Below are 20,675 nucleotides of genomic sequence, written 5' to 3'. Positions count from 1 at the left end.
CTCCCTCATCGGCCCTGAAATTTCGGTGCCCTTCGCTGCCGGAAAGCTTCCAGACCTTCCTTGAAATCCGCTGTCCGGCAAGATAGTTCGAGATTGAACAGCTCCTGTGTCATGGCTTGGCTCAGCGTGGCATGTTGGCCGAAGCTCAGGGCCTGCTTGGTCAAGCCGATCGCCGCGGTCGGGCCGAAAGCCAGCCGCTCGAGCAATTCCTCTGCGGCGCCGTCGAGCTCGGCGGGAGCTGCCGCTTGGTGGATCAATCCCCAGTCGGCCGCGTCCTTCGCGCCGACCTTCTCGCCGAGCAACAACATTCGCCTGGCCCGGGCCAGGCCGACCAGCCGGGGCAGCAGCCAGGTGGCGCCCGAGTCGGGACTGAAGCCCCGGTCCACGAAGGGCTCCCAGAACACCGCGTCGGTGGCGGCGACGGTGAAGTCGGCTGCCAGCGCGAGATTGCAGCCAAACCCCGCGGCCCATCCCCGCACGCTACAGAGCACTGGCAGCTGGATGCTCGCCACCAGCTCGATCAGGCGGTGCGCGGCATGGGGGATCCGCCGCACAAGATCGCCGGTGCGAGGGCGCTGCCGGCCGTTGGTGGCTATCCAATCCACTCCGGCGCAGAAGTCGTCGCCACCCCTGATGAGAACCGCGCGCAACGAATCGTCGGCGGCGGCATCGGTCAATGTTCCGATCATGGAACCAATCATTGCTTGGCTCAACGAGTTACGCCGGGATGGACGATCCAGCGTGAGCCGCAACACGGCGCCGTCCCGGTGCACCGTCACCGCACCGTCGGCACCGGCCGTGTCGGCCTCCTGACTCACCGTCGAATCCGGCCTTTCTGCCGATACGGTTACCCATACAGTAGGCAATACGATTGATACGCTGTATAAGTTAGCAGGGTACGCTGCCGCCGGAAATAGCCGGGCCGGAACCCGAGCGAAAAGAGACAAGCATGGCCTTGCAGGGAGGGCGAGCGGAGGGGCGGGCCGCACCAGAGGCGCCGGGCGCCGGCGATGCCACATTCGGCGAGCGGCCCCTGGCCCAGACGGTGGCTGCCGCCGGCGCCATGCGGCGCCTGAGTTCGCTGTTGTTGGCACTCGAGCATCCGCATCCGACGGTCGACACCATGGTGGAGAAGTTCGCGCAGTGGGAGCGTGAGCTGTCCGCCGTTGCGCCGGAGGACAACGCGCCGCGGATCGGTGACATCCCCGACGATCCCCGGCGCGTCTATCTCAACCACGCCACCGACATCGGCGCCTACAACCCGTGCTTTCCCGAGTATCTGTTCGATCACCTCGATGCCGACAAGGCGACCGGGCGGGTGAACTTCCCCCTGGTTTACGAGGGCCCGCCGGGATTGGTGCACGGCGGTTTCCTGGCCGTCTTCATTGACTGCGTCATCCAGCACCACAACTGCGTCACGGGCCTGTCCGGCAAGACGCGGTCGCTGGCGGTCGCGTTTCGCCGTCCGACGCCCGTGCTGACCGAGCTGCGGTTCGACATCGCTCGCTCGCAGAGCGAGCGCGGCGTCGTATCGACAGCGCGGCTGCTGCTCGACGACGAGGTGCTCTGCACCGGCGAGGTGAGCACATTGGCGTCCCCACCGGAAAAGCTGGCCGGGTTCCAATTCGGCAGGCGGCGAAAGGAGTCCGACACATGACTGCCTTGAGCGCCCAGGACGATCGGGTGCTGTTCGAGGTCGACCGCGACCGGCGTATCGCGACGATCACGCTCAACAATCCCGCGCAACACAACTCCTACGACGCCGCCATGCGCGAGGCCGTCGCCCGCTGTCTGGACCGGGTGGCCGACGACGACGACCTCACGGTGGTGCTGTTGCGCGGGGCTGGTGGCGTCTTCTCCACCGGGGCCGACATGAACAACGCGTACGGCTGGTACGGCAAGCAGAGCCAACCGGGCGACGACCCGTCGCCCAAACGCCGCCCCAGCCAGCGCCGACGACTCGCCGTGGACCGCAAGTCTTTTGGCTTCTACCACAACTTCATGGGCTTTCCCAAGGTGACAGTGGGAGAGATCGCCGGGTATGCACTCGGCGGCGGGTTCGAGATGGCACTGATGACCGACATCTCCGTGATAGCGCGTGACACGAAGATCGGCATGCCGGCGACCCGCTTCCTCGGCCCCGCGCTCGGCAGCCTGCACATGTTCTTCCACCGGCTGGGGCCAGTACTGGCCCGGCGTCTACTGCTCACCGGTGACGTCATCGAGGCCGGCGAGCTCGAGCACCTTGGAATTTTCACCGACACCTGCGACTCAGCCGCCGTCGGGGCGCGTGCGCGGTACTGGGCCGAGAAGGCGGCAAAGATGCCCGCCGACGGAGTGGTGATCGCCAAGGAGGCGTTCCGTCTCGTCGAACAGAGCCAGGCGTACCAGGGTGAGGAAGTCGCCAGCTACCTCTTCCACGCCTTCGGCACCAACCTGCAATTCGGGCCGGACGAGTTCAACTTCGTCAAAGCCCGCGCCCAGCACGGCACGAAGGAAGCATTCCGGCTCCGCGATGAATACTTTGAGGTGCCCAAACCCGAAGCCTAATAACCCGATTCGTGGTTAGCTAGCGCCCGGCGGGGGCCTTGGTACGTGCCCGCGGCCCAGACGACTTGGCCGCCTTGCGTTGCCGTGACGGCGTCGGCTTGCCGGCCTTCGATCCCTTGCCCTCCTCGATCAACCGGCTGGCGTGATCGAGGATGCAACCGAGCCCGTACTCGAAATTGGTTTCGTCGGGTGCGCCGATGCGGTGACCGATCCGGCTTACTTGCGCGAGCAGGGGGGTTTTCTCGGGATCGATGGCCACGGCGTCCTCGATGGCACGCGCACCCTCGTCGGTGGATTGGTTCTTTTCGTACAGCCGCTGCAGCACCACCGAGCCGCGGACATGGACGGAGACGGCCGAGTAGGTGTCGAAGGCATCTTCGGGCGACAGGCCGGCCTCGACCAAATTGGCGATCGCCCTTTCCATCTCCTCGGCGCCCAACCGCGCCGCCTTCGGGCTGAGCGCGGCACGAATCAGAATCAGGTCGCACAGAATTGGGTTGCCCATGAACGTCTTACGCATCAGGCGCGCATGGTTGCGCAACGTCTCGCGCCAGTCGCTGGCCTCGACGTAGGGGGTGGCGAACACATACTTGCTCAAGGCGCGGTCGGTCATCGCGTTGAGCAGGTCGTCCTTCTTGCGGAAGTACCAGTAGATGCTGGTCACCCCGACGCCCAGATGTTTGCCGAGCAGCGGCATGCTCAAGTTGTCGATCGATACTTGCTCCGCGAGTTCGAATGCGCCACTGATAATGTCATCGGGATTGATGGATCCGCGTTCGCGCCGTTGCCGCCTATCGGCAGTAGCTTGCTTTGCCACTACGGGCACCTCCATCACGATGTATCCTGTGCATACGGTCGGAGAGCTGTGCGAGCTCACCTGCGCATACGCTGGCGTTTCTGCCGCTCGACGAGGACCGTCAACTCGGCTTCTCTGCAATTTTTCATCTGCTACTGTAATACCTATCGTAGGCTTTTTGGTAACGAAGGCTGGACGGGCGAAGATGACCGGGCACAGGCCATTGATCGAGTCCCCCGATGAGCCACGGGAATTGCCATGGATTTAGGTCTGGCGCATGCCGCAACGGTGGTGGTCGGCGGCAGCCGCGGGATGGGTTTGGCGGCGGCACGATGCCTCGCCGACGAGGGTGCCCGGGTGGCGGTGGTCGGCCGCAGCCGTGATGCACTCGACTCCGCGGTCGCGGATCTGACCGCACGCGGAAGCGCGGATGCCGTCGGTCTCGTCGCGGACATCGGTGACGCGGGGCAGGTCGACGAAACATTCGCCGACCTCGCGCGGCGATGGGGCGGCGAACTCAATGTTCTTGTCAATACGGTCGGGCCGGGCGCGGCGGGCACTTTCGACGATTTGACCGACGAGCAGTGGCGCCAAGCCGTCGAAGACGGCGTGATGGGCATGGTGCGCTGCGTCCGCGCGGCACTTCCGCTGCTGCGTAAGGCGCAATGGGCGCGGATAGTCAACTTCTCGGCGCACTCGACCCAGCGGCAGAGCGTCATGCTGCCCGCCTACACGGCGGCCAAGGCGATGCTGACAAGCGTCTCCAAGAATCTGTCGTTGCTGTTGGCCAAGGACGAGATCTTGGTCAACGTGGTGTCGCCAGGCACCATCGCGTCCGAGTCGCTGGTCGGCTGGGCGCAGTCGGTAGGAGTCGACGGCGGCGACCCCTACGCGCTAATGGACGCCATTGCCAAGCACTTTGGCCATCCCGCGCACATGCCCCGGGCGGGACTACCGGAGGAGATCGGGCCGGTGGTCGCCTTCCTCGCGTCGCGGCGCAACTCGTACATGACCGGGGCGAACATCAACGTCGACGGTGGTTCGGACTTCACCTAACCGCCGGGATGGAAGAAAGTTCGGCTGATGGGAAGGAGTCGACGGTGGCGACGGCAAGTGAGGCGCGCGCCTGGGCGCGCGGGGCCTTGCGGGGAATCGGCGACTCGCTGTACACCCCGTTCTGCGGCCCGGATGGTGACGACATCGACTGGGAGGCCTACCGGACGCTGGTCCGGTATTGCGTCGGCGACCTTGGGCACCCGATGTTGTGGTGCACCAGTGGGCTCGCCGAATTCTGGTCGCTGACCCTCGACGAGCGAAAACGCTTGCTGGAGGTGGCGATCGAGGAAGCTCGCGCCGTCAACCCCGATGTCGTGGTGCAAGCCTGCACGGCGGCGATGGCGGCGAAGGACTGTCTGGACTTGACGCTGCACGCCCAAGAGGCCGGTGCCGACATCGCCTACATCCAGACGCCGATGATGGAGGCGCACGGGGGCGAGGGGGTGTTGCGATTCTTCAAGTACATCGCTGCCCGCACCGACATCGCCCTGGGCATGTTCAACTCACCGTCGTCCGGGTACGTGCTAACCGCAGTCGAGAGCGCACGGATCTACGACGAGGTGCCCGCGGTGTGCGCCACGAAGGAGGGCGCCTTCCGGCCGGCGAGTAGCCGCATGTTGCACCAGCTGGCGCCCGGCCTGGTGCTCTGGGAATGCGACAAGACGGTCTATCGCGCGGGGTGGCTGCGCGACGGGATCGTCTGTCCGGCCCAGCTGGGCACCGCGGGCTACCTGTTCGAGACTCCGCAGCGGCGATTGTTCTCCCATTATTGGGATTTGGTGCAAAGCGACAAGCTGATCGAGGCGATGGATTTCGGTCGTGAGTCGGGACTGGACCAGTTCGACCTCGACGTCGGATCCTGGTGGACCTGTTATCCGGGGCGGGCCGATTACTTCACTCATTGGGCTGGCGCGTTCAAGTACGCCGCCTCGCTGCTCGGATTGCCGATAGGCGAGTATCCGCATTCCCGGCCACCGCAAGCGGAATTGCCGCCGGAGGCCAAGTCACAGATCGAGGAGGCGTATCGCCGCCTCGGGCTCGTCGGAGCGTAGCGGCTCGGCAAAAGGCCTGTGCCAGAAGTCGACTGACGCGCAAGGACCCGGCCACCAGCCGGTGACCGGGCCCTTGCCACCCCTCGTACCTTACTGCTGTTCGGCCTTTTGGCGCGCCTCCGCCGTCTTGGCCTTGGCCCGGGCCTTCTCGGCCGCGGCTTCCTTCTTGGCCGCGTTGCGCTGGGCGTCGGCCTTGTCCTGCTGGGCCTGGCCCTCGTTCACTAGATCGTTGCGGCCGATGATCGTGCCGATGATCTCCTTGGCCTTGCCGAAGACCGCCTGGACGATGCCCTGGACCGCCTCGACCGGGCCACTCTTGATGTCAACCATTGCGTTTCCCCTCCCTGGTATCGGGTATCTTTCTTCGCTTTCCCAAATCGGTGGTCGAAGAAAACCTGGTGTGGGCGTGGTGCTCGCCACACTGGGCGATACGGGCCGATCGGCGGCCCATATTCCGCGGCTAAGGAGCGCGCTTCAGTAGACAGATATCCGCTGTTCGGCCGGGGTCCGCAGGGGCATGGCGGCGGTTGTGGAAAACGGTACCGATAGGTATACAGTATGCGTACAAAATATCGCGCAATCCGGTATGCGAACGACGAGGAGGTACCGGGGGAGATGTCCGGCAGCGACGGCGCTTCCGAGGACGCAGTGCTCTACGAGGCCACCGGCAGCGGCGTCGCGATTCTGACCTTCAACCGACCGGACCGTCTCAACGCCTGGGGTCCAGACATCGCCGCCGGCTTCTACTCCGCGATCGACCGCGCCGAACAGGACCCGGCCATCCGGGTGATCGTGCTGACCGGGCGGGGCAGGGGTTTCTGCGCCGGCGCGTATCTGGGCACGCCGAGTTCCGCGCCCACCTATGGCGACACGATGGAGAGGGCGAGTCAAACCAGCCTCGCCGACTTGGTCGGCGAACGCCCACCGCATTTCGTGACCACGCTGCGCAAGCCCGTCATTGCGGCCATCAACGGCGCCTGCGTCGGCATCGGCCTGACCCACGCGCTCATGTGTGACGTCCGGTTCGCGGCCGCCGGCGCCAAGTTCGCCGCGGTCTTCGCGCGGCGCGGGCTCATCGCGGAGTTCGGCATCTCCTGGATCCTGCCGCGCCTCACCACGTGGGGCGTCGCCCTGGATCTGCTTTTGAGCGGGCGCACCTTCCTCGCCGAAGAGGCCGCCGAGCTCGGCCTCGTCAAGGAGGTGGTCGCGCCCGAAGATCTGATGAAGCGCGCGTTGGAATACGCCGAGGACATTGCCCGCAATTGTTCGCCGGCGTCCATGGAAGTGATCAAGAGGCAGGTCTACGGTGACGCCACGCGCGATGTCGTGGACGCCACCTCACGCGCCGAAATCCTGTTGCGCGAAGCGATGCCGCGGCCGGACGTCATCGAAGGCATCACCAGCTTCCTCGAGAAGCGGCCCCCGCAGTTCCCCTCGCTCGACTCGACCGACGCTTAGCGCTCGCCGGTACCGCCGGAAAGGAAGATCATGGCCAATTTGGGTTACAAGGCGATTGACGTCGACAACCACTACTACGAGCCCCTGGACGCCTTCACCCGGCACCTCGACAGGGCGTTCAAGAGCCGCGGCGTCCAGATGGTCAGTCAGGGCAAGCGCACCTTGGCCGTGATCGGGGGTCGGGTCAACCATTTCGTTCCCAATCCCACCTTCGACCCGATCATCGTGCCCGGCTGCCTGGATCTCTTGTTCCGCGGGGAGATTCCCGAAGGCGTCGATCCGGCGTCACTGATGAAGGTCGAGCGCCTCGCCGACCACCCGGAGTACCAGAACCGCGACGCGCGGGTGGCGGTGATGGACACACAGGACGTCGAAACGGTGTTCATGCTGCCGACTTTCGCATGCGGGGTCGAGGAGGCGCTCAAACACGACATCGAGGCGACGATGGCGTCGGTGCACGCGTTCAACCTATGGCTCGACGAGGACTGGGGCTTCGACCGGCCCGACCACCGCATCATTGCCGCGCCGATCGTCTCGCTGGCCGACCCGGCAAAGGCGCTCGAAGAGGTGGAGTTCGTGCTGGGACGCGGCGCCAAGCTGGTGCTGGTGCGCCCTGCGCCGGTGCCCGGTTTGGTCAAACCGCGCTCGTTGGGTCATCCCAGCCATGACCCAGTCTGGGCCCGGCTGGCCGAGGCCGGAGTCCCGGTCGGATTCCACCTCAGCGACAGCGGCTATCTGCACATCGCGGCGGCGTGGGGCGGTAAGGCGACGTTCGAGGGGTTTGGCGCGAAGGACCCGCTGGATAACGTGCTCCTCGACGACCGCGCCATCCACGACACGATGGCATCGATGATCGTGCACGGCGTGTTCACCCGTCATCCCAAATTGAAAGCGGTCAGCATCGAGAACGGCTCATACTTCGTCCATCGGCTGATCAAGCGGCTGAAGAAGGCGGCCAACACCCAGCCCCGCGAGTTTCCCGAGGATCCGGTGGAGCAGTTGCGCAACAACGTGTGGATCGCCCCCTACTACGAGGACGACCTGGTGGAGCTTGCCGATGTCATCGGCATCGACAAGATCTTGTTCGGTTCCGACTGGCCGCACGGCGAGGGTCTCGAGACGCCGGTGTCGTTCGCCGAGGAGCTCAACGGCTTCAGCGAAGATGATGTCCGTAAAGTGATGCGCGACAACGCCCTCGACTTGCTCGGCGTCCCCGTCGCGTCGGCCGTCTAGCCGCCCGCACGATGAGTGAATGGACCGTGGGCGCCGTTCTCGACGCCATTGCCGACGTGGTGCCCGACCGCCTGATGACGGTGTGCGGAGACCGCAAAAGCACCTTTGCCGAATCCGCGCGCCGCACCAACCGGTTGGCGAACTACCTCGAGGGCAAGGGATTCGGTGTCTACGCCCCGCGCGATGAGTTGCAGCGCTGGGAGTGCGGCCAGGATCGGATCGCGCTCATCATGTACAACGACCTCTACCCCGACATGGTGATCGGATGCCTCAAGGCGCGCACCGTCCCGGTCAACGTCAATCACCACTACTCGCCGCGGGAAATCCGCGACCTGCTCGACTATGTGCGCCCTCGAGGCATCATCTACCACCGCTCGCTCGGCGCGCGGTTCGCCGACGTCCTGCCCCCGACCGGCACGGAGTTGCTGATATCCATCGACGACGGCAGTACCGTTCCCCAACTGCCGAAGGCGATCTCGTTCGACGATGTGCTGGCGGCCGCCGGCCCCGATCGCGAGGACGCGGGCTCACCGGATGACCTCATCATGATGTGTACCGGCGGAACGACGGGACGCCCCAAGGGTGTGTTGTGGCGACAGAGCGACATGTACGTGTCGTCGATGGTGGGCGCCGACCATGCCAGCGTCACCGAGATTCACGACAAAGTCGCCGGGGGCGGGCAACCCTGGTTCGCCGTCTCTCCGCTCATGCACGCCGCCGGAATGTGGACCGCCTTCGCCGCGCTCTGTGCCGGCCTGCCGGTGGTGCTCTACGACGACCGCAACAAGCTGGACGTACGGTCGGTGTGGGAAACCGCCGAACGCGAGAAGGTGGGCATGATGACCATGGTGGGCGACGCCTACGCCGGGCCGCTGATCGCCGAGCTGCGCGCGCGCTCTTACGACCTGTCCTCGCTGAACGCGATCGGCACCGGAGGGGCCGCGACCAACGCGAAACACAAACGCGCACTGATGGAATGCCTGCCGCACATCACCATCATCGAGGGCTACGGATCCTCCGAGAGCGGCAACATGGCATTCGGACACAGCCGTGAAGGGAACGCCAGCGAGACCTTCCAGCCCAGGGAGGGGGCGACCGTGGTGTCGGCCGACCGGAGTCGGTTCCTACGGCCCGGTGAGCAGGAGGTCGGCTGGGCCGCCCGAACGGGCCGGATTCCGCTCGGGTATTTCGGCGATGCCGGGGCCACGCAGCGGACCTTTCCGGAGATCGAGGGACAGCGGGTGGTGATCCCCGGCGACCGGGCATCTCTCGAACCCGATGGCACCATTCGCCTACTCGGCCGCGATTCGCTGGTCGTGAACACCGGCGGCGAAAAGGTCTTCGTCGAAGAAGTCGAGGAAGTGCTGCGAGCACAGCCGGGCGTCGTCGATGCCCTGGTCGTAGGGCGCCCGAGCGAGCGGTGGGGAGAAGAGGTCGTCGCGCTCGTCGCAACGCACGCCGACGCCTGCCTCACTCAGGACGCGCTCTACGGCGCATGCACGACGCAGCTGGCGCATTTCAAGGCGCCCAAGGCCTACATCTTCGTCGAGCAGATCGAACGCCTCGGGAACGGCAAGCCCAATTACCGCTGGGCCAGAGAGCAAGCCACTCAACATGTTCCGGCGATCGCGCTGGTCCCGTCCGACCCCGAAAGAAGTCATGAACACCAAAGCGATTGACTGCCTGGTGAACGTCCACTTCGGGGAAGCCGAATCTCAGCCGACGTGGATGCTCAAGGTCAGGGACGATTACTTCAAGGGCCCCGAGTCGATGTTTGCCCCGGTCGACCTCTCCGAATTACTTTCCGAGATGGACGAACAGGGCGTGCAGAAGGCGATCCTGATGGACTCGCTTGCCAACCCGTCCACGACTGCGCGCAAATTCGTCGAAGCCAGGCCGGACCGGTTCGCGCTGGCCATGGGCGGGGCCAACTTGCTGCGGCCGGTGCGGTCGCTGCGCGAACTGACCGCCATCTCGGGCGAGTTGCCGGTGGCCTATGCCGTAGTCGGGCCGAGCTTTTGGGGCGACGGCCAGTACCCGCCCAGCGACGCCGTCTATTACCCGCTCTACGCCAAGTGCGCGGAACTGGACCTTCCGCTCTGCATCAACACCGGTATCCCGGGACCGCCGATACCCGGGGAGGTTCAGCACCCGATGCACCTGGACCGCGTGTGCGTGCGATTCCCCGAACTGCGGCTGTGCATGATTCACGGCGCCGACCCGTGGTGGGACGTGGCCGTCCGGTTGCTGTTGAAGTACGCCAACCTGCGCCTCATGACGTCGGCGTGGTCGCCCAAGCGGCTGCCAGAGAGCCTGCTGCACTACATGCGCACCCGTGGGCCCAACAAAGTGATCTACGCCTCGGACTGGCCGGTGTTGCCTATGCGCCGGGTCATACCCGAGGCCCGTGCCCTTGACCTGCCCGCCGAGGTGCTGGACAACTACCTATACAACAACGCGCGAGACTTCTTCTTCGGGAAGGACGAGTAACGATGGACCGCTTCGAACTCCGCCGACTGGACTACAGCCTGTCCGACGACCATGTGGCCCTGCAAGAGGCCTACAAGCAGTTCTTCAAGACCCACTGCTCGATCGAAACCGTACGGGCCGCAGAGCCATCCGGCTTCGACAAAAGCCTCTGGGAAAGGTTGTGCGGGATGGGCGCGACCACGATGGCACTGCCGGAGTCGTGCGGCGGCGACGGCGCCACCTTGGTCGATCTCACGTTGGTGGCCGAAGAACTTGGCCGGTCCCTGGCACCCGTTCCATGGATCGACCATGTGTGCACCGCTCGCCTGCTGGGGCGCCTCGGCGCGCTGGGTGAGGGGGTCGCCGGAGTGGCCGAGGGGGAACAGCTGGCCGCGCTTGACCCGCGCCTTGACGCCGGACGCGGTCCGCGGTTGATTCCCTCTGGGTCGATCGCCGACCACATCATCGTCCGCGACGGCGACGAAGTCGTGCGGCTGACCTTCTCGACCCGCCCCGAGAAGGTCGACAACATCGGCCGGCTGCCGATGGCGTGGGTAGACCCAACCGCGGCCGACACCCGTACGGTCGTCGCCGAAGGACGCGAAGCGGTGGCGGCGTACCGGCTGGCGCTGGACGAATGGCGGTTGCTGGTCGCTGCGGCGCTCGTCGGGCTGGTGGAGGAGACCATGACGATCGCGGCCGAGTTCGCCAAGACCCGCTACACGCTGGGCGTGCCCATCTCCACCCTGCAAGCGATCTCCCATCCCCTCGCGAACATGGCTATCACCGTCCAGGGTGGGCGGAACCTGGCTCGACGCGCCGCCTGGTTTCTGGACAATGAACCCGACGAGCGGCCCGAATTGGCGCCCTCTGCTTTCGTTTTCATGGCCGAGGAGGCCGCCAAGGCGGCGACCATGGCGGTTCACATCCAGGGCGGACTCGGGGTTTCGTCCGAAGCCGCGGCGACGGCGTATCTGGTGCGCGCCCGGGGATGGCCACTGGCCGGTGGTGATCCTGGTGTCACGGCGCAACGGGTCGCCGAGATAGTGACCGCCCGCGAGGGCGCGGCGCAGCCGGCCTAGGAAGGGGCGACATCATGGATTTCTCCCGCGTCGAACTGTCGGACGACGACAAGGCATTCCGCGACGAAGCACGCAGTTTCCTGGATACCCATATGACCGAGGAGATCAGGCGACGGGACCGCGAGACGGGCGACAATTTCGACGAGGGTCTGCACCTGAAGTTCGGCGCGGCAGGCTATTTGGAGGCCGAGTGGAAACCGGAATCCGAAGGTGGTTTCACCCGGGTGCGGCGGCGCATATGGGAGCTGGAGAAGCGGCGTGCACACGTGCCCTGGGTGACCTGGGGGACGACGGCGATGGTGGCCCGTTCGGTGGCCAAGTTCGGGTCACCGCAAGTACGCGACGAGGTATTACCGAAAGTCTTCAGCGGCGAGGTCCGGTTGTGCCTGGGCTACACCGAGCCCGAAGGTGGCTCCGACATCGCCACTTGTAAGACCCGCGCCGTGCGCGACGGCGACGGGTGGATCATCAACGGCTCCAAGATGTTCACCACCGGCGCCCATAACTGTCAGTACGTCTTCCTGATCACCAACACCGCCCCGGACGAGCCGAAGCACAAGAGCCTGACCATGTTCCTGGTGCCGCTGGATTCGCCGGGCATCGAAATCCAGGGCATCCGCACGGTGGACGGTGATCGGACCAACATCGTCTACTACAGCGATGTGCGGGTAGACGACAAGTATCGGCTGGGCGAGGTGAACGGTGGCTGGACCGTTCTGCGCGAGCCGCTCAACGTCGAGCACGGCGCCGTCGCCGCCGCCCCCGACGGACTGCAGGACACCTCAATCATGATGCACCAGGCCGGTTTCCTGTCGCAGGCGGTGGACAAGGCCGCGGCGAGTGTGACGCGGCCCGACGGCGACGGGCACCGGCTCATCGACGACAAATCGGTGGCATACCGGCTGGGCCGCTGCGTCGCCCGACTGGAGACGGCGTTGGCCACGCCGAGCATCTTCGGCCGGGTCGCCATCGCGCAAACAATGCGTGACATCTCCCCGGAACTGATGGACATCCTCGGGACCGCCTCCGCGCTGCCATACGGAACCGAAGCGGCCGCCGACGACGGCAGCGCCGAATACGCCTACCGATTCGCCCCGCTGGTGGGAATCTATGGCGGCACGCTAGAGGTGTTCCGCAACATGATCGCCCAGTACATGCTCGGTCTGGGCAAGCCGGCTTACGCACCCCCGGTCAAGAAGGTGGGTTGATAACGCGCCGAACGTGCACTCAGGGCGAGAAATCAGCCAATTCTTCGCCCTGAGTGCACGTTCGGCGAAGTCTCAGGTCGTCACCCAAAGCATCGTCGCCGGCGCGATCACGCAATGGCTCCCGACTCCTTCAGCTCCTCGATGCGGTCCCAATCCATGCCCAGTTCCATCAGCACGATCTCGGTGTGTTCGGAAGCCTGAGGGGCCCGCGTGGTGACCAGCGGCTCGTGGTTGAACTGCACGGGGCCGCGCACGACGCGGAAAGGCTTCCCGCCGCTGGCGAGCTCGACCTCGCTGATCATGTCGTTGGCACGGGCCTGCTCGTCATCGACCAGGTCGAGGAGGCTCTGGAACGGCGCCCATTGGCCCTTCATCGTCTTCAGGTGCTGCCGCCAGTAGTCGAAAGGCTTGGCGGCGAAGGCCTTTGCGATCAGCTCGGCGGCCGCGTTGGCATTCTGTATCAGCGGAAGCACATCCGAAAAGCGGGGATCGTCCGCAGTCTCGGGGATGCCGAGATGCTCGAACGTGTCGCGGATCAGACCGGTCGGGCTGATGATGCACAGGTTGATGGTGCCGCCGTCGGAAGTTTCGTAGTTGCCCATGAACGGGTTCACCGACATCGCGGTGGCGGAGCCCGGCATGGGAGTGCGCATCACCTGTCCGGTCTCCATCCCCTGCGTCACGCTCGCTCCCGCCGCCCACCAGGCCGTGCTCAACAACGACACGTCGAGCTCGAGGGCCTCGCCGGTGCGCTCGCGATGCAGCAACGCGGCCGAGATGCCGCCGGCGATGAACATGCCACCGATGGAGTCGCCGAACGCTGGAATGCCTTGCCCAAGCGCGCCACCCAGCTCCTCGGGCGTCAGCGCGTACCCGATGCCGCTGCGCGTCCAGAACGCCGTCCCGTCGTAACCGCCCGTGTCACGCTCGGCGCCCTTGTCCCCATACGCCGAACCGCGCGCATAGACGATGTCCGGGTTCACCGCGCGGATGTGCTCCACGTCGAACTTGTGCCGCTGGCGCTGCGCCGGCATGTAATTGGTGAGGAACACATCGGCGGTCTTGGCCAGTTCGTAGATCACTTCCTGACCGCCCGGCTTCGAGACGTCGATCCCTACGCTGCGCTTGCCCCGGTTGGGGTGCTCCATCAGCGGGTGCCGCTCCGGGTCGAGTTGGATGCCACCCATGTTGATGAAGCCGCGCTGGGTATCGCCGCGCAGAGGGTGTTCGACCTTGATAACGTCTGCGCCCCAATCCGCCAGGATGGCGCCCGCGGCGGGGACGAAGGTGAATTGCGCAAGTTCGAGGACCCGGAAGCCCGACATGACTTTTACCATTTTCGGACCCTACTTCGCCTTGAACGCCACGGGAAGCGCCGTCGGCGAACGGAAGGGCTGGCCGTGGATGTGTGGGTCGTCGTCGGTGAGCAGCCTGAGGTTGGTCAGCCGGTCCAGCAGGCATTCGACCGCGACGCGGGTCTCCAGCCGCGCCAGGTGCAGCCCCAGGCACGTGTGTTCACCGGCGGCGAAGGAGATGTGCGGGTGGTGCTCGCGAAAAATGTCGAACTCTTCCGAACGATCCCAGCGCCGTTCGTCGCGGTTCGCTGACCCGACGCACACGCCCACCACCGCACGTGCCGGAATCTCGACACCTTCCAGCTCGGTGTCCTCGGTGGTGAACCGCTGCACGGTGGTGAGCGGTGTCTCGTAACGCAGCCCTTCCTCGATCGCCCGCGGCAGCAGCTCCAAATTGTCCTGCACCGCGGCGAACTGGTCCGGATGGGTGAGCAACAGGTACAGCAGGTTGCCCGATGACCGGTACGTGGTCTCCAACCCGGCCGGCAGCAGCAGCCGCAGGAAGGAGTAAATGGCTTCGTCGCTTAGCTTTTCGCCGTCGATCTCCGCGGTGACCAGGTCGCCGATGATGTCCTCGGTGGGCTGGGATTTGCGCTGTTCGATCTGCTCGACGAAGTAATCCTTGAGCGCCGCCGACGCCTCGAACGCGCGCTCGTAGTCGACGTGGTAGCTGATCAATTGCACGGCGCGCTTGCGGAACATCGGCAAGTCGTCGGCCGGCAGCCCCAGCAGTTGGGCGATGACGCGGGTGGGGAATTCGAAGGTGAAGTTCCGGACCAGGTCCGCTTCACCGCTGGCGATGAACTCGTCGATCAGCGCGTTGCAGATCGGCCGCACAATGGTGTCCTCCCAGCGGGCCAGCGCCTTGGACTTGAAAGCCGCGGACACCAGGTTGCGATGGTCGCGATGCTTCTTTCCCTCCATCGCCAGGATGGTCGGCCCCATGAAGAGGCCGATCGTCTTGTCGTAGGGTGCGGAGCTGAACACCCGGCCGTCCCGGAACACCGTGTTCACCGCATCGAAGGACACCGCGGAGTACTCGCGCTTGGGCATGAGCGACTCGGGCGTCTTGGCATAGTCCATCACGGTCCCGCGGAACACCCCGGATTCGCGGCGCTTTCGCGCGAAGAACGGGTAGGGGTCACGCAGGCTGACCGTCTCGTCAGCGCTGCGAACGTCGGTCGTCACGTAGTACTCCAGCATCTCCAGCAGGAACGGGGCACGCCATTGCGTAAGATCGTACTGTAATTCTTACAGTAGACAATATGGGCAAGGCCCGGTGTGGCCCGGGCGAGTGGCGGCGACTGCCGAGATGCCCGGGGATTGCGAACTCAGGCGCTATCCCTTACCTCGCGACCGGAGAGCCGCTCAACTCCCCGCAGGAGTGCGGAGTGGTCGAGGCTTCCGTCGCCGTTGGCCCGGGCGGCGGCCACGAGTTGCGCAACGAGGGAACCGACAGGGCTGATGGCGCCGACGCTGCGGGCTGCTTCGGCGAAGATGCCGAGGTCTTTGTGGTGCAGGTCGAGGCGGAAGCCGGGCGTGAAAGACCGGCTCAGCATGTTGTGGGCTTTCTGATCAAGTACCGCTGATCCGGCGAGGCCCGCGCTGAGGACGCTGATCGCCGCGTAAGTGTCCACTTCATGCGCTTCGAGGAAGACGAGCGCCTCGGCGAGAAGTTGGATGTTGCCCGCGACGATGAGCTGGTTGGCGGCTTTCAACGTCTGCCCTGAGCCGCAGGGTCCAACGAATGCGGCGTGGGCGCTGACCGCTTGCAGCACTGGTTGCGCCGCCGCGAAGTCCTCAGGGCTGCCGCCCACCATGACCGAGAGTTCGGCGTTGATGGCGCCAACCTGGCCGCCCGAAACGGGGGCGTCGATCATCCGGAGGCCGCGCTGGCGCGCCCGGCTGGACAGCGTGCGTGTGACGTCGGGCCGGATGCTGGAGAAGTCGATGATCAGCGCACCCGGTTGGGCCGTCTCGAAAACTCCACCGTCGGCGGTCAGCACGGCTTCGACGTCGGGGGAGTCGGGCAGCATGAGGGCGACGATGTCGGCGTGCTGGACCGCGCCGGCGATGGAGTCGGCGCCAACACCGCCCGCGGCGACGAGGTCGGAAACTCGGTGACGCGATCGGTTGTATCCGGTCACCTGATGACCCGCGCGGACGAGGTTGACCGCCATGGGACTGCCCATGATTCCGAGACCGATGAAGGCGACCGCACTCACTACGACCTCGCTTTTCTTTGATTCAACCGATTCGGAGCGGCAGAACCGCGTCAGGTGGGAAAGAAGCTCGATAGCGCGGCGGCGGTCTCGTCGGGCAGCGTTTCGGGGATGAAGTGCCCCGATGGCAGCGTCGTCGTGGTGACAGTTGCAGCACATTGGGCTTGCCAGAGGGCGTGAGCGTCGAACAGGCGATGCACTGCTCCGTTCTCGGCGGTCAGAACCTGTGTGTCGCAGGCGATCCGATGTCCGCGATCGCGACTGTGTTGATCGTGTTCGAGGTCGATGCCGGCGCTGGCCCGGTAGTCCTCGGCGGTGCTGTGCAGCGTCTCGGGAGTGCAGAAAGCGCGTTCGTACTCGGCAATCACCTCGCGTTCAAGGTAGTCGTCGTTCCCGCCTGATAGTTGTCGTAGCACGATGGCCAGGTAAGCGGCCGGGTTGCCTCCGATGAGAAGTTCGGGCAGTGGGGCGGCCTGAATGAGCAGGAACCAGTGAAAGTAGGCGGTCGCGAACTCTTGGTTGGTGGCCATATACATGTCGAGGGTGGGGGCTATGTCGATCAGAGACAGCTTCCTGACTCGGTGTGGGTGATCCAGCGCCAGGCGGGCCGCAACGCGCGCCCCGCGGTCGTGCCCACAGAGGTAGAACGAGTCTCGGCCGAGCTGATCCACGACCGCGACGAGGTCGTTGGCCATGGTCCGCTTGCTGTAATTGCTGTGATCGGGTAACCCGGCCGGTTTGGCGGAGGCCCCGTAGCCGCGGAGGTCGGGTATGACCAGGAAGTAGCGGTCCCGCAGCCGGCCGGCGATGTGGCGCCACATCAGGTGGGTCTCGGGGTAGCCGTGCACGAGCAGTAGTGCGGGCCCGCCAGGGTTGCCGCCCCACCGGGCGTAGATGGCCGTTCCGTCGATATCGAAGGTACCGGCGTCGAACCCGGGGAACCAGCGCGAGTCCGCCTGTGCGACAGCCTGTTTTGGGTTTGGGCGGTCGCCGGGTTGGGCGTTGCCGATCATGTTCAGTGCGGCTCGGCGGGTGCACCCGACGATCTCATGACAATGGCCCTTTCGTGAGTGATGCGAGGTGCGAAACCGGAACTCCGGTGTGGCCGATGGTCACCGGCTGATGTGTTCCAGGAGGTGCTTGGACCAGATGTCAGGTGACTCCAGTGGGCTGAAATGGCCGCAGTTGTCAAGGTACTCGAGGGTGAAGTCTGCGTAGAAGTCATCCAGGGTGTCGCTCCACGCCTGTGGGAACAGGGGGTCCTGGTCCGGCCACAAGATGGTGATGGGCTTGGCGAACCTGTCTTCCCGTGCCGGCGTCGTCTCGTTTGCGTAGAAGGTGATCGGATTGCCCTCAGGGTTGCGGAACCACAGGACGCCGGCCAGGAATGCCCCTGGTGCGCAGTGGTTCTCGGTTAGGTGGTCAAGGAGGTCGTCGACGACGGTCGATCCGGGCGCCGACCAGTTCACCAGGTTTTCCTTGAGTGCAGCGCGGACGGCGTCGGGCTTGCCGTCAATGATTTCTTCGACGAGTTCCGACTTGTAGAAGATGGCGTGCACGAACGCGTTCACCGCGTCCTCTTCGAGAATCCGCCGCCCGACGCCCAGGGTGGGCGGTGCGACTACCAGCGATCGCACCAGATCGGGCCGGGTCGATGCGACCGTCTGGGCGGTGAAGCTGCCGATGTCGTATCCGCCCAGCACGGCATTGCTGATACCCAATTCTTCGAGCAGGGCAATGACGCTGCCCACCTGGCGACTGAGTGCGTAGGCCGTTGGATCACTCAGGTGTTTGTCCGACTTGCCGTAACCGCGCAAGTCGATCACGGTGACATCGGCGTGCTCCACCAGTTGCGGCATGACCCTGGAGTACTCCCGGTGGTCGCCGGGGTTGCCGTGAATCAGGACGACCGGGACACCTTGCCCGGAGCGCTCGTAGTAGAGCTTGAAACCGTCGTGTTCGCTCGAGTAGGGCACGGAACCAATCCTTCCTGTCGGCGCACCAGCGCCTCGCGATCCGCGACGGTGCTGCTCCGAAAAGGGTTTACCCGGAGCCGGTTCGGGGCTCTCCGTAGTGATCGTAAAAGCTGGCCCGAGGTCAGATCGCCGGCTGGCTGGAATCGATCGCCTTCTGACTCATTTTGCCCGGCGGGACGCTCGTCAGCCGCCGGAAGGAACGCGGTCCGCGGTGCCTGCTCGCAGTCGCAGCGAGACGCCACCTAGTTGGTCAGCCCGCATTGCCGGTCAGTACCGGCATGTGCGTCGACGGTCCGGAAAGCTTGCCGGTACGCCTGGGGGCTGACGCCGACGATGCGCCGGAATGCGGGACGGAGCGACACCGCGGTGGCCAGACCTACCTGTCGCGCAATGGCGTCGACGGTCAGCTCGGTGCGCTCCAAAAGATTCTGGGCGCGCAGGATCCGTTGGTGCAGTAGCCATTGCAGCGGCGAGACCCCTGTTTGGACCCGGAAGCGGCGGTCGAAGGTCCGGCGGCTCAGGCCGGCTCGTACGGCGAGCGCGTCAATGTCCACGTGCTGCAGATGAGCGATGGCGTACTCCATCACCCTTCCCAGTTCGACGTCTTCGGACCGGACGGGGACGTGGTGATCGACAAACTGTGCTTGGCTGCCGCATCGTGCGGGCGACAGGACGAGATGACGGGCTATCGCCGTGGCCGCGGCGGCGCCCCAGTGGCGTCGCACGACATGAAGGCAGGCGTCCAGACCAGCTGCCGTCCCGGCGCTGGTGACAATGTCGCCGTCGTCGATGAAGAGGACCGAGGGGTCAACGTGAACCGATGGATACCGCGCTGCCAGCGTGGGTGCGTGGAACCAGTGCGCGGCGGCCCGCCGGCCGTCGAGCAGACCGGTGGCTGCGAGGACGAACGCGCCCATACACAGGCTCACGATCAAGGCTCCATCGGCGTGCGCTGTGCGGACTGCTTCCAGTGACGCAGAAGGTGGGGCGTCATGAGGACTGCGCCAGCCGGGTAAGACCACAATCCCGGCGCGGTCTAGGGCCTCGAGCCCATGCGGTGGATCGAATCCAACTCCGTCGCTGGTGCGCATCCGGCCGGTTTCGCCGGCAACCGGCAGCACGGTGAATGTGGGAGCCCCGGCAGGGTTCATGCCGAACACGCTCATCGGCACCGATGTCTCGAACATCGACGCCCCGTTGAACATCAGCACCGCGACGGTGCGCAGGCTTCGGCCTCTGCCCAAGCGGTGAGCACCGGTGCACTGAATGCCGCTCCCATCGCGCGCGATCGCGACGCTGTCCTCACGCCGACTCGGGAGTTGATGCGTTGCCGGCGTCGCGAATAGTGGCGGTGACTTCGGATGCGCAGAGGTCAGCGCAGCCGGATGTCGACTGCGATCGCCCGGCCGCGGCGGGCCCGAGGGCGGGGAACTCCGCTCGATTCGGTCTAGAGTGAGATCCATGAGGTGATTCCGGTCACTTTGGCTGTGCCGCAATGTGTTTGAGTGTGATCGATTCGATCGGTCCGCCAGCAAGTGGTGAGTGGTGGCATATCCCGATGCTCAGCCGGGGCGGCGCAGCGCCGGGAGCCGGCGCCGGGGAGCGCGGGTGCCCAGGTGCCGATCTCGACGCGGTCGGTGGGTGCGCCGATCCGGGGGCGGCAGGTCGATCGCGCGAGAGCTTCCCGTCCTCGAATAGTCGCCAACAACTTTGCCTTTGCCCGTCGAGCAGCACGCGATTTCCGGCGTGTGCCCAGCCCTTTCGAGTTACGTCTCACCCTGGTCCCCGTGGTTCCTCCCCAGGCCCACCGGTCATGTCATCGCGGCCCGGCAGCGCAGAGGTTCTGATGGCTTATGTTTGCGCGCGAAAGCGTGTCCGTGTGTGCCGGGGCTGCACGACGTTGTGCCTCTGCTGCAGGCGGCCGGGGCGGACGTTGCCGAAGGGTGATGGCGCCGAACCCGGGGCAGCAGTGGTGCACCGCGTAGAGCGCTCCAAGTCACGCCGCCCGGAGGGGCGAGGCCGTTGCCGCGCAGACCGACGTCGCAGCTGGCGTGGTGCAGCTGTGCCCCGCGGGACCTTTACTGCGGTGTGGCAGAAGAAAACTCCGTCTCAGCGCCGGCACGCAGGCGGTGACCGCGCCAGTCCCGCGGGGACAGTCCGTATGCGGCGCGGAAGGCGCGGCTGAAACTCGACATGTCGGAGAATCCGTGCCGACGCG

Annotated in this window: 19 protein-coding genes; 10 read left to right on the top strand and 9 right to left on the bottom strand. The window is 65.4% G+C overall.

Annotated elements, in window-relative coordinates; translation table 11 throughout:
* Window positions 1-5: 5 nt before the first annotated feature.
* Window positions 6-818 (bottom strand): enoyl-CoA hydratase/isomerase family protein, encoded by an 813-nt coding sequence (locus tag A5711_RS24035; protein WP_067950956.1) that lies wholly within the window; start codon window positions 816-818, stop codon window positions 6-8.
* Between the two features lie 131 nt (window positions 819-949).
* Between A5711_RS24035 and A5711_RS24030 the strand changes: the two genes are divergently transcribed.
* Together A5711_RS24030 and A5711_RS24025 are read left to right on the top strand one after the other, a co-directional pair.
* Window positions 950-1,657: a hypothetical protein gene (locus tag A5711_RS24030; RefSeq protein WP_067950955.1), complete on the top strand. Its 708-nt coding sequence runs from the start codon at window positions 950-952 to the stop codon at window positions 1,655-1,657.
* On the top strand, window positions 1,654-2,550 hold the full coding sequence (locus A5711_RS24025) for an enoyl-CoA hydratase/isomerase family protein (protein ID WP_067950954.1): 897 nt from the start codon (window positions 1,654-1,656) through the stop codon (window positions 2,548-2,550). Before A5711_RS24030 ends, A5711_RS24025 begins: the two co-directional genes overlap by 4 nt.
* A gap of 19 nt (window positions 2,551-2,569) precedes the next feature.
* Here the strand turns inward: A5711_RS24025 and A5711_RS24020 are convergent, their stop codons facing one another.
* Window positions 2,570-3,382: a TetR/AcrR family transcriptional regulator gene (locus A5711_RS24020; protein WP_067950953.1), complete on the bottom strand. Its 813-nt coding sequence runs from the start codon at window positions 3,380-3,382 to the stop codon at window positions 2,570-2,572.
* 222 nt (window positions 3,383-3,604) lie between these two features.
* Here A5711_RS24020 and A5711_RS24015 point away from each other — a divergent pair, with 222 nt between their 5' ends.
* Window positions 3,605-4,402, top strand: coding sequence for an SDR family NAD(P)-dependent oxidoreductase (locus tag A5711_RS24015; protein ID WP_067950952.1), 798 nt, complete (start codon window positions 3,605-3,607; stop codon window positions 4,400-4,402).
* Between the two features lie 44 nt (window positions 4,403-4,446).
* The gene (locus tag A5711_RS24010) at window positions 4,447-5,454 is read left to right on the top strand and encodes a dihydrodipicolinate synthase family protein (protein WP_067951085.1); all 1,008 of its coding nucleotides are present in this window, start codon (window positions 4,447-4,449) and stop codon (window positions 5,452-5,454) included.
* A gap of 90 nt (window positions 5,455-5,544) precedes the next feature.
* On the opposite strand, the gene A5711_RS24005 is transcribed toward A5711_RS24010, so the two are convergent.
* A complete protein-coding gene (locus A5711_RS24005) occupies window positions 5,545-5,784 on the bottom strand; it encodes a general stress protein CsbD (protein ID WP_067950951.1) in 240 nt (79 codons plus the stop codon).
* 285 nt (window positions 5,785-6,069) lie between these two features.
* Here A5711_RS24005 and A5711_RS24000 point away from each other — a divergent pair, with 285 nt between their 5' ends.
* The 6 genes from A5711_RS24000 to A5711_RS23975 are packed head-to-tail and all read left to right on the top strand — an operon-like array spanning window position 6,070 to window position 12,904.
* Window positions 6,070-6,912, top strand: a complete 843-nt coding sequence (locus tag A5711_RS24000) for an enoyl-CoA hydratase (RefSeq protein WP_067950950.1) — start codon at window positions 6,070-6,072, stop codon at window positions 6,910-6,912.
* Window positions 6,913-6,942: 30 nt separating this feature from the next.
* Window positions 6,943-8,145: an amidohydrolase family protein gene (locus tag A5711_RS23995; protein ID WP_067950949.1), complete on the top strand. Its 1,203-nt coding sequence runs from the start codon at window positions 6,943-6,945 to the stop codon at window positions 8,143-8,145.
* An 11-nt stretch (window positions 8,146-8,156) separates the two neighbouring features.
* Window positions 8,157-9,824 carry an acyl-CoA synthetase gene (locus A5711_RS23990; protein WP_067950948.1) on the top strand — a complete coding sequence of 556 codons (1,668 nt, stop codon included), beginning with the start codon at window positions 8,157-8,159 and terminating at the stop codon, window positions 9,822-9,824.
* Complete coding sequence (locus tag A5711_RS23985; RefSeq protein WP_067950947.1) at window positions 9,805-10,635, top strand: amidohydrolase family protein; 831 nt, start codon at window positions 9,805-9,807, stop codon at window positions 10,633-10,635. Before A5711_RS23990 ends, A5711_RS23985 begins: the two co-directional genes overlap by 20 nt.
* A 2-nt stretch (window positions 10,636-10,637) precedes the next feature.
* Window positions 10,638-11,696: an acyl-CoA dehydrogenase family protein gene (locus A5711_RS23980; protein ID WP_067950946.1), complete on the top strand. Its 1,059-nt coding sequence runs from the start codon at window positions 10,638-10,640 to the stop codon at window positions 11,694-11,696.
* Window positions 11,697-11,710: 14 nt separating this feature from the next.
* Window positions 11,711-12,904, top strand: a complete 1,194-nt coding sequence (locus A5711_RS23975; protein ID WP_067950945.1) for an acyl-CoA dehydrogenase family protein — start codon at window positions 11,711-11,713, stop codon at window positions 12,902-12,904.
* Window positions 12,905-13,011: 107 nt separating this feature from the next.
* Here the strand turns inward: A5711_RS23975 and A5711_RS23970 are convergent, their stop codons facing one another.
* From A5711_RS23970 to A5711_RS23945, 6 genes are all read right to left on the bottom strand, one after another.
* Window positions 13,012-14,229, bottom strand: coding sequence for a CaiB/BaiF CoA-transferase family protein (locus A5711_RS23970; protein WP_067950944.1), 1,218 nt, complete (start codon window positions 14,227-14,229; stop codon window positions 13,012-13,014).
* Window positions 14,230-14,250: 21 nt separating this feature from the next.
* A complete protein-coding gene (locus A5711_RS23965; protein WP_369829961.1) occupies window positions 14,251-15,447 on the bottom strand; it encodes a cytochrome P450 in 1,197 nt (398 codons plus the stop codon).
* Window positions 15,448-15,590: 143 nt separating this feature from the next.
* A complete protein-coding gene (locus A5711_RS23960; RefSeq protein ID WP_082975836.1) occupies window positions 15,591-16,640 on the bottom strand; it encodes a 2-hydroxy-3-oxopropionate reductase in 1,050 nt (349 codons plus the stop codon).
* A complete protein-coding gene (locus A5711_RS23955; RefSeq protein ID WP_082975835.1) occupies window positions 16,535-17,494 on the bottom strand; it encodes an alpha/beta fold hydrolase in 960 nt (319 codons plus the stop codon). Before A5711_RS23955 ends, A5711_RS23960 begins: the two co-directional genes overlap by 106 nt.
* A 99-nt stretch (window positions 17,495-17,593) precedes the next feature.
* Window positions 17,594-18,457 (bottom strand): alpha/beta fold hydrolase, encoded by an 864-nt coding sequence (locus tag A5711_RS23950; RefSeq protein WP_082975834.1) that lies wholly within the window; start codon window positions 18,455-18,457, stop codon window positions 17,594-17,596.
* A gap of 242 nt (window positions 18,458-18,699) precedes the next feature.
* A complete protein-coding gene (locus A5711_RS23945; RefSeq protein WP_197520855.1) occupies window positions 18,700-19,668 on the bottom strand; it encodes a GlxA family transcriptional regulator in 969 nt (322 codons plus the stop codon).
* Window positions 19,669-20,675 lie beyond the last annotated feature (1,007 nt).

It is taken from the genome of Mycobacterium sp. E2238, from assembly GCF_001672665.1.
Lineage (GTDB): Bacteria > Actinomycetota > Actinomycetes > Mycobacteriales > Mycobacteriaceae > Mycobacterium.
The sequence above is the reverse complement of the archived record's forward strand: the minus strand, read 5'-3'. Positions and strand labels throughout refer to the sequence as shown.